Here is a 16,439-nt window from a genome sequence, read left to right as displayed (position 1 = left end):
ATCAATCCTCTGTCTGCGAGGCGGGCGTTTCGGGGGCGCTCTGGACCACGCCCCGGCTGGCCAGTCCGTCCACCGTTTGCGGGTCCAATCCCAGGATTCGCCCCAGAACCTTGGCCGTCTGCGCTCCCACCCGGGGGGGCGCCAAGGTGTAGCGGGCCGGTGTGCGCGACAGCTTGGCCGGGAAACCCACGACGGGGATGGAGGTGCCGTCCGGCGCCGCCAGTTCATGCACCAGGCCGCGGGCCGCGATCTGGGGATCGGCGAAGACCTGGTCGACGCGGTTTATGGGGCCGGCCGGAACGCCTGCGCGGGCCAGGTGATCGATCAAGGGCGCCATTTCCCAGCCGGCGATGCTGTCCGCCAGCGCCGCCTCCAGCGTCTCGCGATGGCGCTGGCGGCCGGGGTTCGCCGTGTAGCGGGGATCGGCCGCCAAGTCGGCGCGATCCAACGCCTGGCACAGGGCGCGGAACTGGCCGTCGTTGCCCACCGCGACGATGATGTGCCCATCCCGCGTGGCGAAGCAGCGATAGGGGACGACGTTGGGGTGACCGTTGCCCAGCCGACGGGGCACTTGGCCACCCACCAGCCAGTTCATGCCCTGGTTCGCCAGCAGGGCCACTTGCGTGTCCAACAGCGCGCAGTCGATATGCTGGCCCTCGCCCGTGCGTTCATGATGGCGTAAGGCGGCCAGGATGGACACCGTGGCGTAGAGGCCGGTGAACAGGTCGGAGACCGGCACGCCCACTTTCAATGGCTCGGCCCCCGGCATGCCATCCGGTTGACCGGTGACGCTCATCAGGCCGCTCATTCCTTGGATCAGGAAGTCATAACCGCCCCGGGCCGCATAGGGGCCGGTCTGGCCGAACCCGGTGATGGAGCAGTAGATCAGGCCGGGGTTTTCGGCCGCCAGGCTGGCGTAGTCCAACCCATAGCGGGCCAAGCCTCCCACCTTGAAGTTCTCCAGCACGATGTGGCTGCGGCGGGCCAACTGGCGCACCAGCGCCGCTCCCTCAGGCTTGGCGATGTCGATGGCCACCGACTGCTTGTTGCGGTTGCAGGCCAGATAATAGGCGCTGAAGGGGTCGGCGTCGGTATCGCGGCTGGGGAGATAGGGAGGGCCCCAGCTTCGGGTATCGTCTCCCTTGCCGGGTTGCTCGATCTTGATGACGTCGGCGCCCAGGTCGCCCAGGATCTGGGCCGCCCAGGGCCCCGCCAGCACGCGGCTGAGGTCCAGGACCCGGATGCCGGCCAGCGCTGCCGGGGTGGGGGAAGTGTCGTCAGGGGGCACGAAAGACGTCTCTCATGGGGGCGGGTGGCGGCGGTCCGGCTGGGACCGCCGCTTTGGAACCGGTCAACGCAGAAGGGTGAAGTCGTTGAGGTCCGGCTTGCGCATGGCTGTCCAATAGTCGACCAGTCGATACGGCCAGGACAGGAAGATGCGGCCCTTGCTGTTGTTGTAGTAACTGTTGGCCTTGGGGTGGGTCCAAATCATGTCCTGCATGCGCCGGTCGATGCGCTCGTTGAAGGCGTCGAACGCCATCCTCGTTGGCTCGATGGCCTTGGCGCCGGCGGCCACCACCGCATCCAGGCACTCGATGATGTAGTTGACCTGGACTTCGGAGATCAGGTTCTGGCCCGCGGCATGATTGGGCGCGCTGTTCGGACCCACCGTGTAGAAGAAGTTGGGGAAGCCCGGGATGGTCACGCCCAGATGCGAGCGGGGGTCGTCCTCGCCCCAGATCCGGCCCAGGTCGGCACCCTCGCGTCCGATGACGGTAAGGGAGCCCAGCATCTTGGCGACGTTGAACCCGGTGGCCAGCGCCAGCACGTCCGCGTGCAGGCGGGTCCCGTCCTTCAGCACCACGGCGTCGGCCTCGATATGATCGACCGCCCGGTTCTCCAGGGTCACGTTGTCCCGCTTCAGGGTATCGAACCAGCCATCGTCCAGCAGGATGCGCTTAGAGAAGATCGGGTGGTCGGGAAGCAGCTTCTCGAACAGGTCCGGCCGGTCCGCTGTTGCCGCCTGCAGCTGGGACAACGCGAACTGGCGCATGCCCTCGTTATGGGCCGAGACCGACAAATCCGAGCCCGTCCAGTTGGGGTCCTTCACGACGTTCACGAACAACCCATCGCCGGCGAACCAGTAGACGCGATAACGGAACCATTCCTTGTAATGCGGGATATGGCGCAGGGCGAATTTGACGCCTTCCGTGACCTGGCGGCCGATTTCCGGATTGCGGATGACCCAGTGGCGCGAGCGCTGCAGGATGGTCAGATGCTTTACCGACGGTGCGATGGCAGGCGCCAGCTGCACGCCGCTGGCCCCGGTTCCGATCATGACCACGTCCTTGCCGGCCAAGTCGACACGGGTATCCCAGGCGGCCGTGTGCATGGCCGGACCCTTGAAGTCCTTCAGCCCCGGCATGTCCGGCAACTGCCAGCGGTTCAAAGGGCCATGGGCGTTGATGACGGCGTTCGCGTCGATGACCCATTCCCGACCATCGTTCGACCGCACGGTGACGTGCCACAGGCCCAGGTCGGCGTCATAGACGCAGGAGAGGACCTGGGTGTTGAAGATGGTCCGATCCCGGATACCGTACTTGTCCGCCACCCGCAGCAGGTAATCCTGCATATCGTGGCCCTTGGGGTGGTAGTGGTTCCACTCGGGATTGATCTCGAAGGAGAAGGAGTAGAAGTGGCTGGGCGTGTCGACCCCCACGCCGGGATAGCGGTTCTCGTACCAGGTACCGCCGACCTCGGGATTCTTCTCGATGATGACATGGTCGTAGCCGGCCTCCGCCAGCTTGATGCCGGCGACGATGCCGGTCATGCCGCAGCCGATGACCAGCACCTTGAAGCCGGCCGGCGCCGCGCGCCCCGGCACGCTGGAGCGCGGAACCGGCGTTTCGAACCCCATCTGCTCCAGCAGCATGGGCACGCATTCCTCATCCACGGTCTCAGCCACGCCGACGCTCATCATCCGGCGCATCAGGTCGTGCGACAGCGGCCGTTCGACGGGCGGCGGCGATTGGGTCAGCAGACCGAAGAGACGATCGCGCAGTTCCTGCTCCAATTCCGCCGGGATGGGTGCGGGATTATAGGCGTAGGGGGAGTGGATATGCGGGGCGAACCGCTCCAGCATCCCCTCATCCTCCGTGTAGTGCATGTAGACCATGAGCAGGGTGGGCAGGTTGGCGTCGGTCAAGGCTTGGCGCAGTCCGTCATGGTCCCGGATGGGCAGGCTGCGCGCGTCTGAAAAGGGGACCGGGGAGTGGGGTGCCATGGGACAGTCTTCCTTGGGGCTGAGGGTCGTGAGGGCAGGCGGGAGGCTGCCGGGTCAGCTTTCCAGGAGGTGCCTGGCCTGGTCGCTGAGGGTGGGGTCGGTCTGCCGGGTCAGGAAGTCGACGCGCCCCGCGATCATGCCGGCCGTCATTTCCGGCTGGGTCGAGACCCAGAACCGGCCCTCGGCGATCTGCGCCACGATGCGCTGGCAGCCCTCGTCCAGGTCCATGCCGTAGGTGGACATCAGCTCGCGCATGACCTTGCGGTGGTGGCTGGCGGCCGGCGGTTCGCCCTTGCCGCCCGCCTCATCGAAGATCGAAGTCTTCAGCATGCCGGGAATGACCGAACTGACCCGGATCGGCGCCTTGGCCATCTGCAGTTCCAGGAACAGGCATTCGCTGAAAGACTGCACCGCGTGCTTGCTCATGATGTAGGCGGTCTGCGTGGGCATGACCCCGAAGGAGCCGACCGAGGCCAGGTTGGCGATCCACGCCGGCTGGCCGGCCTTAAGCATGTGGGGCACGAAGGCGCGGACCCCGTGGACGGCGCCGTGGATGTTGACGTTCAGCGTCGTTTCCCACCGTTCGGCCGGGATTTCCCAGCTGAAGCCGATGGTCTCGATACCGGCGTTGTTGACCAGCAGCTTGACGGCGCCATGGCGGCTGAACAGGTCCGCCGCCAGGCGGTCCAGTTCCGCCGGTCGCGACACGTCCAACGTTTGCGCTTCCGCCCGGCCCCCCTGGGCGCAGATGGCGGCGGCCACCGCTTCAGCGCGGTCACCGGCGATATCGGTCACCACCACGTGCATGCCCAGTTGCCCCAGCCGCCGGGCGATGCCGGAGCCGATGCCGGCCCCCGCCCCGGTGACGACGGCGACGCCGCTGCCGAATACTTCCTGTTCGATGCTCATCTGAATTCCCCTTGAGGATCACCGGCGTGGGCTCAGTCGCCGAAGCGGTAGCGCAGCGACAAGCCGTACATGCGCGGCTCGCCGTAAATGGACGCGGAGCTGCCGAACGCGGTGTCGGTCAGGTTGCTGTTGCTGATGCGGTAGACCTTGTCCGTGGCGTTGGTGACGAACAGACGCAGGTCCAGCGGCCGGTTCAGCAGGTCCTGCCACTCCAGGCTGAGGTTCAGCAGTCCATACGGGGCTAGCGTGGCGCCCGGCTCTCCTGCCGGCGTTGAAATGGATGAGGCGAACTGCTGGTCCACCCAGGAGAAGTTGGCCGTTCCCACCAGGGAGCCCAGGGAGCGCCCCAGGTCGTACTGGTAGCGGGCGTTGAGGTTGAACTGGTGCCTGGGGGCGAAGGGGAAGGGGATGCAGCTGAGATTGGCGCTGACCGCCCTGGCGCCCGGCAGATAGGGGGAAGGCACGGCCAGCGGGCCGCTGCAGGTATCCTTCATCGTGACCAGCGGATCGGGCGGGATGTCGATGTGGAAGTTGTTGTAGTGGGCGTCCATGTAGGCGTAGGAGCCGCTCAGCTCCAGGCCCTTGGCGGGTCGTACTGAAAGCTCCAGTTCCACGCCACGGACGGTGGATGCGCCGGCATTGAAGATGCGGGCCCCCTGGTCCAGGCCGGACGCGTTCTGGAAGCCGTTGAAGGCGTTGTCGGCGCTGTTGCGCTGTATCCCGTCGTCTTCCATGTCGTAGAGGGTGGCGTTCAGCCGGACGGGAATGTTGGCGACGCTGAAGTCGGTCTTGGTTCCGACCTCGTAATTGGTGACGTGCTCGGGCGCGTAGGTCAGGCCATCCTGCTGCACCCCGACCATGTTGAAGCCGCCGGCCTTATAGCCGCGGGTGACCTTGCCATAGACGATGGTGTTCGCGGCCAGGCGGTAGTCCAACCCGACGGTCCAGGTGGTGGCCGCGGCGGTCTTGCTGGCTTGCGCCTCCGGGATATTGAAGTAGCTGCTGGCGTAGCGCCGGCCGTCATAGCTGTCCCAGGTCTCGCGGACACCGGCGGTCAGCTTCAGGCCGTCCAGTGCGCCGACATAGGCGCCGAGATCAAGATCGGACTGGGCGTAGACAGCCTTGCTCTGGGTCTTGACCGAATAGAGCACCATGCCCGGTTCGCCGAAGTTGAAGCTGCCCAGCGCCTGCAGGCCTTCCGGCTGGACATCGGAATAGAACAGGCCAACCACGGTGTTCAGTTTGTCGGCCAGGAATTTGCCCTGGATCTGCGGCTCGACGCTGAGCTGGCTCAGGTTGGTGATGTTGGTGCCCTGGCCCACTTGGCCGAAGCTGCCGGGTGTCCCGGCCACCACCAGGGTGGGGTTTTGCGCGGTCAGCGGCAGAATGGAACCATCGAGGTCCCAGGCGTAGCCCTGCTTCATCCGCTGATAGCCGAAGATATTGCGGAACAGCAGCGTGTCCGTCAGGTCGACCTTCAGGATGTCGGTCAGGCTCCAGACCTTCAGATCATCGAACTCGTTGGTGTTCAGCGCCGTCTCGCGGGGGCCCAGGGCCCGCTGGCGGGCCAGAATGCCTTGGGCGATCGTGGGGTCGTTGCTGCCGTACAGCGGGTCCGTCGGCTGGCGATAGAACAGGTTGCCGGCTAGGTTCGACAGGTTGGCGCCGGTGTTGGCATCGCTGATGGACAGGCCGGTTCCGTTGTCGTGGCTTTGCGTGTAGTAGGCGACCAGATAGCTCTCAACCCGCTCCGTCGGTGTCCAGTTAACACCCAGACGGACTGTGTCGTAGTGGCGGTCGTCGTAGTCCTTGCCGGCGAAGCCGTTGGACGGGCCGTTGGGCGTCAGCACGTAGCCGTAACCGAAGGCCTGCGGGCCGACATCCTTGGTATAGCCGTCGCGGTCCACCTTGCGGAACGACAGGCGGACAGCCAGCTTGTCGTCGACGGGGACGTTGATGACCCCTTCGTATTCCCGGTCGTTGTAGTTACCGACCTGGGCCTGGAAATAGCCCTCGAATTTATCGGTGGGCTTGGCCGGCCCCAGCAGCAAGGCGCCGCCTGTGGTGTTCTTGCCGAACAGCGTGCCCTGCGGCCCGCGCAGCACCTGCAAGGACTCCAGATCGAAGAACGTGCCCGGTCCGCCCTGATTCGAAATGATCGCGCCCTGGATCAGCGGCACCTCGGCGAAATAGTTCACGACGCCGACAGGGGCGAGATAGCTTTGCCCCTGACCGCGGATCACGACGGTTTCGGCGTTTCGGGTGGTGCCGTTGGACGTCACCATCAATGACGGGATCTTGCCGGGCAGATCCTGGGGCGTGCTGATGTTCTGTTCGTGCAGGGTGTCGGTGCTGACTGCGGTGATGGCGGTCGGAACGTCCTGAATGCGCTCCGCACGGCGGTTGGCCGTGACAATGATGTCATTGAGCGTGTTCGCATCTGTCGTGTTGGCGGGGGCTGCCGTCGAGGGCGGGACGGCGGATGGTGCCGTCGTTTGAGCGGCCGCGACGCCGGCAACCAAGGATAAAGCCGTACCGGACAACAACATTCCCAACAGCCAAGGGTTTCCTCTCCGCACGCTGTTTCCTCCCTGCATGGTTTTGTTTATTTGCGCGCCTTTCCGGGGCGCCCACCGTCATCGCTGGATGTGTTCGATCTGGAATGGCGGTCGGCGCCTCCAACTTCGCCGCGTTCAGGCGATGGGGCCGACATCCGCTCTTGCGCTCCCGTCGCGCGCAATCCTCCCTCAGCTGCTCATTCTGCGATGGCGCTACGTGCCTAGGATGTGAGTGTTCACTTACAAAGTCAATATGCGTTGACGGTTGCATTCATGAAAGCGCATAGTGCTGGTATATCGACGATTAAAAACGTTATTTGCGTAGATATATGTCGCTCTCGGGTCGCATACGCGGGCTCTGGGATAAAGTGACGTAATAAGGAACAGGGGAGGGAAGATGGCTCGAACCGTGCTGGTAACGGGATCGGCGTCGGGTATTGGCTTGGCCGTGCGCCGCCGATTGGAGGCCGCAGGCGACCGCGTGATCGGTGCCGATATCCGTGATGCCGAGATCGAAGCGGATTTGGCCACGGCGGATGGCCGGCGGTGGCTGGTGGAGCGGGCCCATGCCCTGGCGCCTGAGGGGCTGGATGGTGTCGTCGCCAACGCCGGGATCTCGCGGCCGGACCGGCCGGAGGAGACGTTGGCCGTCAACTATTTCGGTGCCGTCGCCACGCTGGAGGGGCTGCGCCCGCTGCTGGCGTTGTCCTCACGAGGTCGCGCCGTCGCCACCTGCTCGACGGCGGCCTTGCTGCCAGTGGGAGATGCGGTGGCCGCCACTTGCCTGACAGGGGATGAGGCTGCCGCGCTGGCTGTCCTTTCCGACAGTCCGGAAGTGGCTTATCCGGCGTCGAAAAAGGCGTTGGCGCTATGGCTGCGCCGCACCGCTGTGCATCCGGAATGGGCGGGCGCTGGCATCCTTCTGAATGGTGTGGCGCCGGGTGTGGTGGAGACACCCATGACCGCGCAGTTGCTGGCGGATGCACAGATGCGGGCGGTGATCGACCAGACCAACCCCATGGCGGTCCCCGGTTTTGCCAGGCCGGATGAGATCGCGGAGTTGATCATCTACCTGCTGGGTTTCGAGGGGCACTACCTCCTGGGCCAGATCATCTTCAACGACGGTGGGACGGATGCGCTGATGCGACCGGACCGGTTCTGAGCACGGGGAAGCGGGAATGTCCGGTCGTCTAAATGGGAAGGTCGCCTTGATCACCGGCGGCGCTTCCGGCATCGGCTTGGCGATGGTCCGGCTGTTCGTGGCCGAAGGCGCGCGCATTGTCGTCGCCGACATCCAGGATGACAAGGGACGGGTGCTGGAGCAGGTCCATGACGGGCGGGTGCGCCACATTCGGTGCGATGTCACGCAGGAGGCGGAAATCGCCGCCGCCGTCGCCCTGGCGTCAACGTCGTTCGGCGGGCTGGACATCCTGGTCAACAATGCCGGCATTTGCGACATGATGCCTTCCATCACCGCGATCGAGGCCGAGCAGTGGGACTGGATCTTCCAAGTCCTGCTGCGGGGACCCGCCTTGGGCATGAAGTACGCCGCCCCGTTGCTGGCAGCGCGCGGCGGTGGCGCCATCGTCAATGTCGCGTCCGTGGCGGGCATGCAGGCGGGATGGGGACCGATCGCTTATTCCACGGCCAAGGCCGGCCTGCTGCACCTGACGCGCACGGTGGCAGCTGAATTGTCCCCTCAGCGTATACGGGTCAACGCCGTGTGCCCCGGCATGATCGCCACGTCCATCTTTGGCGCTTCATTGGGTATGGACCGGCCGGCTGCGGACCAGTTCGCTGCCCGTGTGGCGGAGGTGTGCGCGCATGCCCAGCCCATTCCCCGGGCCGGGCAGCCGGAAGACATCGCCTGCGCGGCCTTATACTTGGCCAGTGAGGAGGCGAGTTTCGTTACCGGCGTCAGCTTTGTCGTCGACGGCGGGTTGAGCGTGGGGCCGCGTCACGCCTGGGACGCCAACGCGCCCCATCCCCTGGCCGATCTGGCCCGTGACCAGGCGCAATGACTGCGAGATAGGGAGGAAAAGGTGGATCGACTGAAGGACCGTGTCGCCATTGTCACCGGTGGTGCCAAGGGCATGGGGGCGGCCACTTGCCGCCTGTTCGCGGCCGAGGGCGCATACGTTGTCGTGGCCGACATGGCGGATGACGAGGGACGCGCCCTTGCCATGGAATTGGGGCCGCGGGGGCAATATTTCCCGCTGGATGTCCGGAAGGGGGCGGCATGGGAAGCGTTGGTGGCCGATGTCACGCAGCGCTGGGGGCGCATAGACGCCCTGGTGAACAACGCCGGCGTCCTGCACTTCGCGGACATCGAACACCTTGCCGAAGAAGACTTCGACCGGGTCTACCAGGTGAACGTGAAGGGCGCGTTCCTGGGCCTGAAGCATGTCGGTGGCGTGATGAAGGCTGCCGGCCGGGGGGCTGTGGTCAACATCTCGTCCATTGACGGGCTGCGTGGCAGCAATGGTGTGGCCGCCTATGTCGCCAGCAAGTGGGCTCTCCGTGGGCTGACGCGGGCGGCGGCCCTGGAACTCGGCCACCATGGTGTCCGCGTCAATTCCGTCCATCCCGGGGGCATCGACACCACCATGGGCAATCCCATGGGCCTTTCGGGACAAGCCAAGAACCGGGGCTATGAGGTCGTTCCCTTGCAGCGCATGGGGGAAACCCAGGAAGTCGCGGCCGCCAGCCTGTTCCTCTGTTCCGACGATGCCTCCTACATCTGCGGGGCCGAATTGGCGGTGGATGGCGGCTGGTCGGCCGGCCATTACCATGTGTTCCTGCAAGGGGCTCCGTCTTCCATCGCGCAGTCCTTCACCTGACCGATCACGCTGGGCTATTGGCTTGGATAAATTGTAAGTAAGTGCACGCTTAGTATTGCGCGACCCCGTCATGCCCGCTACGCTGGTGGTAGAAGAAGTAAGACTTCCGACGCCGCTGGGAGGGCGTCACCCCTGACGGTGCTTGAGCCGATATCGCGCCTAAGCCCTTGAAATAATGAAACCAGGGAGGAAGCCTCGTGTCGAACGCGGGCCAGGAACCGAAGGGCGGCGCCGAGCGCCATCTGGGACATATCGCCTTACATTATCGCGTGCCGGAGGAGGGGCCGCTGGCCGCGCGTCTGCTGATGCTGGTGGGTTTTCAGGTCGTGCAGGATTTTCCCATGCCCGATGGAACACGCTTCTATCAGCTGGCGTTGGACGGCGCTGAAGCGGCGGCGGGCCAGGGGATCGTCTATCTCTCCGCGCTGCCGGCGCCGGATCGCGCCTTGATGGCGGCGGTGCACGCGGCCTTGCGCGTAGGTGAAGTCGATGAGCATCCCGCCGTGGCGGGCTTCCGCGCGGCGCAGGCCAGCGATCCCGAATATGGCTTCCACGTCGGCATCGTGGCCCGGTCCTTGGACTGGGTGGAGCGGACGATGCTGGCGGCGCGCGAGTTGGCGGCGAACGATCCTGCCTTCAAGGGGCGGCTGAACCTGCTGGCCAACCGATCGCGCCGGGGTACGGCGGCGGTGGACGAGCGGCTGGATACCTCCCCCGTCTTCGGGGATACGCCGCGCTACACCTATGGTCGGCACGCGGTCCAGGCTTTCATCGAGACCGACATTTTCGCCGCCGGGCCGTTGGGTGAGAAGCTGGTTCTGGAACTCGATTACGTCTTCCCCGGCTACCCCGAGAACATGTTCACCAAGACCGAAATCTGACTTGTCGCTTCCCGTTGGCGGGGAAGCCGCGCCGATCTCGCTGTCTCTGGAGCAAACCATGAATATTTCGCCGCAACTGAAACCCTTCGTCGATGCCGCTGCCCATTTCCCCAAGGTGGACAGCATTCCCCTGGCCGATTTACGCAAGGCGGTGCGGGACGCGTCGCTGGCCTTTCCGCCGTTGGCGGTGCCCATCGCCAAGATCGAGGATCGCGTCATCGCCGGCCCGGCGGGCGACCTGCGCCTGCGGCTCTACACCCCGGCAAGTGGAACTCCGGCACCGGTATTGGTCTATTTCCATGGCGGCGGCTTCGTCATGGGGGACCTGGATACGCAGGACATGATCTGCCGGGGCCTGTGTCATGCGGCGGGATGCTTGGTGGTTTCGGTGGACTACCGCCTGGCGCCCGAGCATCCATTCCCGGCGGGGCCTGATGACTGCTGGGCGGCCACCTGCTGGGCCGCCGACCATGCCGAGGAGATCGGCGGCATTCCCGGCCGCTTGGCCGTGGCTGGGGACAGCGCCGGTGCGGTGCTGGCGGCGTCGGTGGCCCTGCGGGCCCGCGATGAAGGCGGCCCCCAACTGGATGGGCAGGTGCTGATCTATGGATCGGGCGGCTATCCCCGCGGTGAGACGGCGTCTTGGCGCGACTATCCCGTGGCCCCCTTCATCAGCACCGAGGACACGTTCTTCTATTGGCATCAATACCTGTCACAGGTGGAGGCGCAGCGGGATAATCCGCTGGCGTCGCCCAATCGCGCCGAATCCCATGTTGGCGCCGCGCCGGCCTTCATCGCCACGGCTGAATTCGACCCGACCCGTGATGATGCGGAAGGCTATGGCCTGCTTCTTGTGGCTGCGGGCGTTCCCGTCACCACCCGGCGTTATGTCGGCATGGTGCACGGCTTTGTTTCCTGGCTTGGCGTGATCGACGCGGCGCAGACGGCCGTGGATGATGTAGGCGGCTGGCTACGCCAGCAATTCAGCGCGAAGGCCGGGTAGCCGGCCGGCTGGGTTCTCTGCCTGTGCGTGCGTTGCCTGAGAGACCGATACAACAACGGTGGTCCTGACGCGGAATCCGCGCAAGCCGCCGAACCCCGGGGAGGCGGACATGGCTCTATCCAAGGCGAGCGGTAAGCACTTTTCCAGCATGGTCTTCAGGTCCGGGCGAAGCGCCCATGGGGCCCGGGGGTGGGACAATGGGGGGCGGGACAGTGGCTTCCGCCTGCATCACATTGGTGTGTCGGTGGCCGCCGGCCTCCTGGTGCTGGTGGCCGTGTTGTTGCTTCACTCCCTCAAGCCGGCCCTGTTGTCACGCCTGGTGACCGATCCCCTGGTGGCCGCCCAGGCGCAGATTGCCCGTGGATATCATTGCAAGGCCAACGGCTCGTTTATCGGGTGCTGAAGCGATCTGTTTATCGCACCCTGCCGGAACCCGGTGGCTTGGCCAATTGAAGGCCGGGTGCCTTGCAAGAGCCCCTTTGACCCCATTCACGCGCGTGCCTTCGCCGTGTGCCGCGCCATGCCCGCGAGTTTGTCCGCGGATATGGCGCGGATGCGTCGCCGTGCTCTGAGGGCCGCCGGCCATCGCGGCTACGCAAAGTGGGGTTCTTGGCCACAATGACCGCCAAAATGCGGCGCCACTACATAGAGATGTTGCGCAATAGTGCGTATCATGTACTATGAAGCCGTTATTTGCGTAAAAGATGATAGTGCAGACATCGCAATTGCCGGAAGGGTGATTGGCGCGACGGGAAACTGCGTCTCCGGCGATTGGGCTCGCCGAATTAGTCAAAAGTCAAAGAGCCGAGGCGGAAACAAGCCTGCGGCATACGGGGAGGGAAGACATGTCTTTGCGTTCATACGCCCGAGGTGCGTCCACGCTTGGTGGCAGTTTCGCTGGTGCAACACTGGCGGGGGTCGCCGCCTTGTCCTTGTGTTTGGCCACCACCGCACGGGCCCAGCCTGTCGCCGCATCCGGCGCGTCGGATAGCCAGGGAGCGACGGAGCTTGAGGAAATCATCGTCACCGCGACCCGCCATTCCCAGGCGCTGAAGGATGTGCCGATGGCGGTCGATGCCGTGTCCTCGGCGGACATGGCGAAGTACAACATCCTGGCGGTGCAGGATGTCCAGCAGCTGACGCCGGGGCTTGAGATCGCGAACACCACCGGACGCAACCAGGCCGCCACATTGCGTGGCATTCCCTTCGATCCCGATACGGGATCGGCGCCGGCGGTCGATGTCTATTTCAACGAGATCAACATCGACGCGCAGACGGCCTTCACCTCGCTCTATGACGTCAGCCAGGTCGAGGTCCTGCGCGGGCCACAGGGCCTGTTGCGTGGACGGACGGCCCCGGCGGGCGCCATCACCATCACCACCCGCAAGCCTGACATGGACAAGGTTGGGGGCTATGCCCAGATGACGGTGTCGGACCGGGGCGGGCGGAACGTGCAGGGCGCGATCAACGCCCCCATCGTCGACAATGTGCTGGCCGTTCGTGTTGCCGGTGTCCTCGACGGCAACCGGATCAATGACGTTCGGAACGTCAACAATGGCGAGCGGTCGCACGGCCGCACGGGCAGCGTGCGTGCCACGGTGGAATATGATCCGACGCCCGACTTGCAGTTCGTCGTGACCGACCAGTACATGAAAAGCCGGAATGTTCAGTTCCAGCAGGTGGCCGGCAACGGCAATTCCATTCTGGCGTCGGGGCCGGGTTTTCCGCCCACGGTGAAGCTGGCCGCCAACGGTCCGGTCGCCGGTGCCGACGACTACATCGCGGTGGCCGACGGCATCCCGCAATTCGTCAGCGAAACCAACTTGATCACCTTTGAAGGCTCCTGGGATCTGGGGCCGGCCACCCTGGTGCTGAACGCCGGTGATCAACAGGCTGTCCTGAACCAGCTGGTCGATCTTGATGTGGGGAATAGCCTACCTGGTTACCAACAGCTCCAGAAAAATCACATTAGCTATTACATCCGGTCCGCCGAATTGCGCTTGCAGTCCAATGGCCAGAATTTTTGGAACTACTTGGTAGGTGTCTCCTACTATTCAGAAGGTACGCCGACGACCACAACCCAGCCCAATGACCAGTTCCTGACCGGGCTGTATCCTTCCCCACCTCAGCCGGGTTCATTCTATCCCTTCTACAATGTCATTCCGGTGAATGTCAGGATCACCGTTCCGGGGACCACGTATGTGTCCTCGCTCTATGCCAGCAACAGCTTCCAGTTCACCGACCAACTGGGGTTGCAGGTGGGTGCCCGCTACACTCATTCCCGCAGCCAGCAACAGAGCTTCCTGACCGTCAGTTCGGCCGGGACCACGGTCTACGACAACTTTGGGACGCTGCCCAACAGCGCGGCCTACCGGTCGCAGGACTATGTGACCGGCGGCGCCAACCTGACCTATAAGCTGACCGATGACATTTCCACCTACATCAGCTATGGGCGTTCCTACCGTGTCGGCCCGGCCTCGGTCGGTGTGACGGCGCAGCTGAATAGCGCGTTGATCGTCGCGAAGAACGAGTCCTCCAATTCCTACGAATTGGGCCTGAAGGGCAGTTTCCTGGGCAACCGGCTGTCGGCCAATGTCGACGTCTTCCACCAGGACTTCACCAACTACATCGGTCGCACGACTGATACCATCAATGCGTCCGACGGTCTCTACGGGCCGGGGATCGTGGACTCCACCCTGCAACTGAACTGGAACGGGAACGTCAGCTCGACCGGTATCGAGGCCCAGCTCCGTGGCCAGATTCTCGACAACTGGACCGCTGGTGCCAACGTCAGCTATGTCGATGCGCACTATGAGAACGGCCAGATGCCGTGCAACATCTTCGACGCCAACGGCACGCCCATCCTGAATACCCCGACGGTGGGCGTGTCCTATTGCCCCTACAACGGCCGGATCGCCCAGACCTCCAAGTTTCACCTGTCGGCCAACACCGAATATGATTTCGACGTGGGGGCGGTGCAGCCCTTCATCCGGGCGCTGGTGACCTATCAACCGGGGTTCTATTCCTCTGTCGATCATTACCAGTTCAACGACATCACCCAGATGAACCTCTATGTCGGTGTCCGCGGCAAGGACGACCGGTGGAGCCTGACCCTGTTCGCCAAAAACCTGTTCGACACGCGGGAGATCACCGCCATCAACAGCGCCAACGCCAGCTATCCGTCGGTCGTGGGCACTTATCTCGCCACGCCGCCCTATTTTGCAGAGACCGCCGGTCCCGCCTTCAACTCCGGCTACCGTCTGGTCAGCACGACCCGGCCGCGGGAACTGGGGATGACGCTGTCCTATGAGTTTTGAGGGAACTGATTTTCCGGCCCTGACTCCTGGCTTATCCTGTATCTAGATTTGGTGAGGGACGATCTTCTGATCGTTCCTCACCACATAATCCGAATGTTGCGACCGTTCGGCCGGCTGCTTCAAATTCAAAGTGTGGCTTGGACAAGCGATTCTTGCGCCAAGCTAGAAGCGTGGTTGTGACTAGTTACGCTCGCGCCGCCATTTCGAAGGTGCAACGCCAGTAGCCTTGCGGAACGCATCAGAAAAATGGCTGGGGCTTGCAAAGCCGAGCGCCATTGCGATGTCCGTTATGGTGCGATTGGGGGTGAGTAGGGCCTCTTTGGCCATCGAGATGCGCCGCTGGGTAATGTACTGGAGGGGCGACAATCCCACGCTGATTCTAAATGCTCTACCGAAGTGATCGGGGCTTAGACCGGCTTCGCGCGCCAGGCGGCAGAGGGTGAGCGATTCCTGAAGTCGACCATCAATGAAGGCCAGAATGTGCCGCTGTCTCATAAGCCCGAGGCCGCCTGCCGCCAACGGTTGCCTAACCGTATGGCCAGCGAAGAGTTCATAGGCTCGGGTGATGAGAAGATTCCCTGCCAGCGGCAGATAGGTGGAATCATCATGAGATCGATGGTCAAGCCGCCCCCGTAGGACAGCGGAAATATTCAGTAACATGGGATCATCTATTCCAATCCAAGGGCCTGCCCCTGCCACTATTCGACTGGGGGGAAATGTTTTCAGGGTGCTGACAACAAAATTTGGAGTCAAAGCAACAATGAATGTGGATATTTGTTCGGGCCAGCTAGCATATAATATTGTTTCAGGTGGAATAATATTGATTTCTCCTAATTTAACGTGCTGTCGATTCGGTGTCGGATTTCCTGGGGTGTGCCAAGTTAATGTGTGCGGAGGGCCGTCATTTTGGAGTAGAAGAAATTGTGGTGACCCAAAACGAATTTCATGACAACGATCCAGGGTATATTGGCCGACAATAAGATGTCGCTGCCGGATGCGACGCTGGGTCGTGATACCGGCTGGCAAAGCATCCGCCATAAAATCCACGAAAAGATACCTATCCATGTAGTCATTCACGTGTGTAGTCAAAGATCGATGCGATATCGTGCAATTTCGGTTTGTTTTTGCCCAAAACTCACATATTGGGAATTCTGTGGTAATTTTAATTTCTTTCTATTATTATGTATAATATTAAAATTTCATACACCTGAGGTGGTATGTGGCGATTCATCTATGGGTATATTATTAATAAATGCATAAGCGAAAGTTCAGCGCCCATTTGACATTCGCCGCGCGAATTTGGAAGTTTTTTGTGAAGTTCGGATCGATAATCATTGATAGCAGTTATTCAATTAAAAGCCGATTAAGCACCGCGCGCGGCGCGATCCAGGCTCCGGGAAGCAATGGAGGAATGCCATGCAGGACGAGACACCTACTGCATCGTTTCACGTTGCCCCCGATTGGCGGAATGGCGCCAGCTATCGCGCTCTACTAACCCTTGATAGGGTCGGCTGGGCCTGGGAGTGGCTTAAGCGCAATGGAGAATTCCGAACGCAGTTGGGTGGACTTTCACCTCACTTCCGCAGAGAGGGGCAAGTCCTCACTGCAGTGGGGGACCTCTCTTCTTTGAAAGCCTGGGGGGTTCTCT

General features: G+C 63.0%; 12 protein-coding genes and 1 pseudogene. 8 read left to right on the top strand and 5 right to left on the bottom strand.

Annotated features, from left to right (window positions below):
• Nucleotide 1 precedes the first annotated feature (1 nt).
• From FBZ87_RS26815 to FBZ87_RS26800, 4 genes are all read right to left on the bottom strand, one after another.
• Complete coding sequence (locus tag FBZ87_RS26815) at nt 2–1,288, bottom strand: CaiB/BaiF CoA transferase family protein (RefSeq protein WP_211107231.1); 1,287 nt, start codon at nt 1,286–1,288, stop codon at nt 2–4.
• Between the two features lie 63 nt (nt 1,289–1,351).
• Nucleotides 1,352–3,283 (bottom strand): flavin-containing monooxygenase, encoded by a 1,932-nt coding sequence (locus FBZ87_RS26810; protein ID WP_145613646.1) that lies wholly within the window; start codon nt 3,281–3,283, stop codon nt 1,352–1,354.
• Nucleotides 3,284–3,337: 54 nt separating this feature from the next.
• Nucleotides 3,338–4,192, bottom strand: coding sequence for an SDR family NAD(P)-dependent oxidoreductase (locus FBZ87_RS26805; RefSeq protein WP_145613645.1), 855 nt, complete (start codon nt 4,190–4,192; stop codon nt 3,338–3,340).
• 32 nt (nt 4,193–4,224) lie between these two features.
• Entirely contained in the window at nt 4,225–6,741 is a 2,517-nt protein-coding gene (locus FBZ87_RS26800; protein ID WP_186455010.1) for a TonB-dependent receptor, read from the bottom strand.
• A gap of 406 nt (nt 6,742–7,147) precedes the next feature.
• On the opposite strand from FBZ87_RS26800, the gene FBZ87_RS26795 reads away from it, so the two are divergent.
• The 7 genes from FBZ87_RS26795 (at nt 7,148) to FBZ87_RS26765 (ending at nt 14,791) form a co-directional block, all read left to right on the top strand.
• Nucleotides 7,148–7,912, top strand: coding sequence for an SDR family oxidoreductase (locus tag FBZ87_RS26795; protein ID WP_145613643.1), 765 nt, complete (start codon nt 7,148–7,150; stop codon nt 7,910–7,912).
• 16 nt (nt 7,913–7,928) lie between these two features.
• On the top strand, nt 7,929–8,771 hold the full coding sequence (locus FBZ87_RS26790; protein WP_145613642.1) for an SDR family NAD(P)-dependent oxidoreductase: 843 nt from the start codon (nt 7,929–7,931) through the stop codon (nt 8,769–8,771).
• Nucleotides 8,772–8,792: 21 nt separating this feature from the next.
• Nucleotides 8,793–9,590, top strand: coding sequence for an SDR family NAD(P)-dependent oxidoreductase (locus FBZ87_RS26785; protein ID WP_145613641.1), 798 nt, complete (start codon nt 8,793–8,795; stop codon nt 9,588–9,590).
• Between the two features lie 197 nt (nt 9,591–9,787).
• Entirely contained in the window at nt 9,788–10,471 is a 684-nt protein-coding gene (locus FBZ87_RS26780; RefSeq protein ID WP_145613640.1) for a hypothetical protein, read from the top strand.
• Nucleotides 10,472–10,529: 58 nt separating this feature from the next.
• Nucleotides 10,530–11,474 carry an alpha/beta hydrolase gene (locus FBZ87_RS26775; protein WP_186455009.1) on the top strand — a complete coding sequence of 315 codons (945 nt, stop codon included), beginning with the start codon at nt 10,530–10,532 and terminating at the stop codon, nt 11,472–11,474.
• A gap of 109 nt (nt 11,475–11,583) precedes the next feature.
• Nucleotides 11,584–11,877, top strand: a complete 294-nt coding sequence (locus FBZ87_RS26770; protein WP_145613638.1) for a hypothetical protein — start codon at nt 11,584–11,586, stop codon at nt 11,875–11,877.
• Between the two features lie 523 nt (nt 11,878–12,400).
• Nucleotides 12,401–14,791, top strand: a complete 2,391-nt coding sequence (locus FBZ87_RS26765; protein WP_186455008.1) for a TonB-dependent receptor — start codon at nt 12,401–12,403, stop codon at nt 14,789–14,791.
• A gap of 180 nt (nt 14,792–14,971) precedes the next feature.
• Here FBZ87_RS26765 and FBZ87_RS26760 read toward each other — a convergent pair whose 3' ends face one another.
• Nucleotides 14,972–15,856, bottom strand: a complete 885-nt coding sequence (locus FBZ87_RS26760; protein ID WP_145613636.1) for a helix-turn-helix transcriptional regulator — start codon at nt 15,854–15,856, stop codon at nt 14,972–14,974.
• 351 nt (nt 15,857–16,207) lie between these two features.
• Between FBZ87_RS26760 and FBZ87_RS30270 the strand changes: the two are divergent.
• Nucleotides 16,208–16,432: pseudogene (locus FBZ87_RS30270) on the top strand (transcriptional regulator domain-containing protein); the annotation flags it as partial.
• Nucleotides 16,433–16,439: the final 7 nt, after the last annotated feature.

The sequence above is a fragment of the Nitrospirillum amazonense genome (assembly GCF_007828035.1).
Lineage (GTDB): Bacteria > Pseudomonadota > Alphaproteobacteria > Azospirillales > Azospirillaceae > Nitrospirillum > Nitrospirillum amazonense.
Note: the sequence above shows the minus strand (reverse complement) of the source record. Positions and strands in the feature narration are given on the sequence as shown.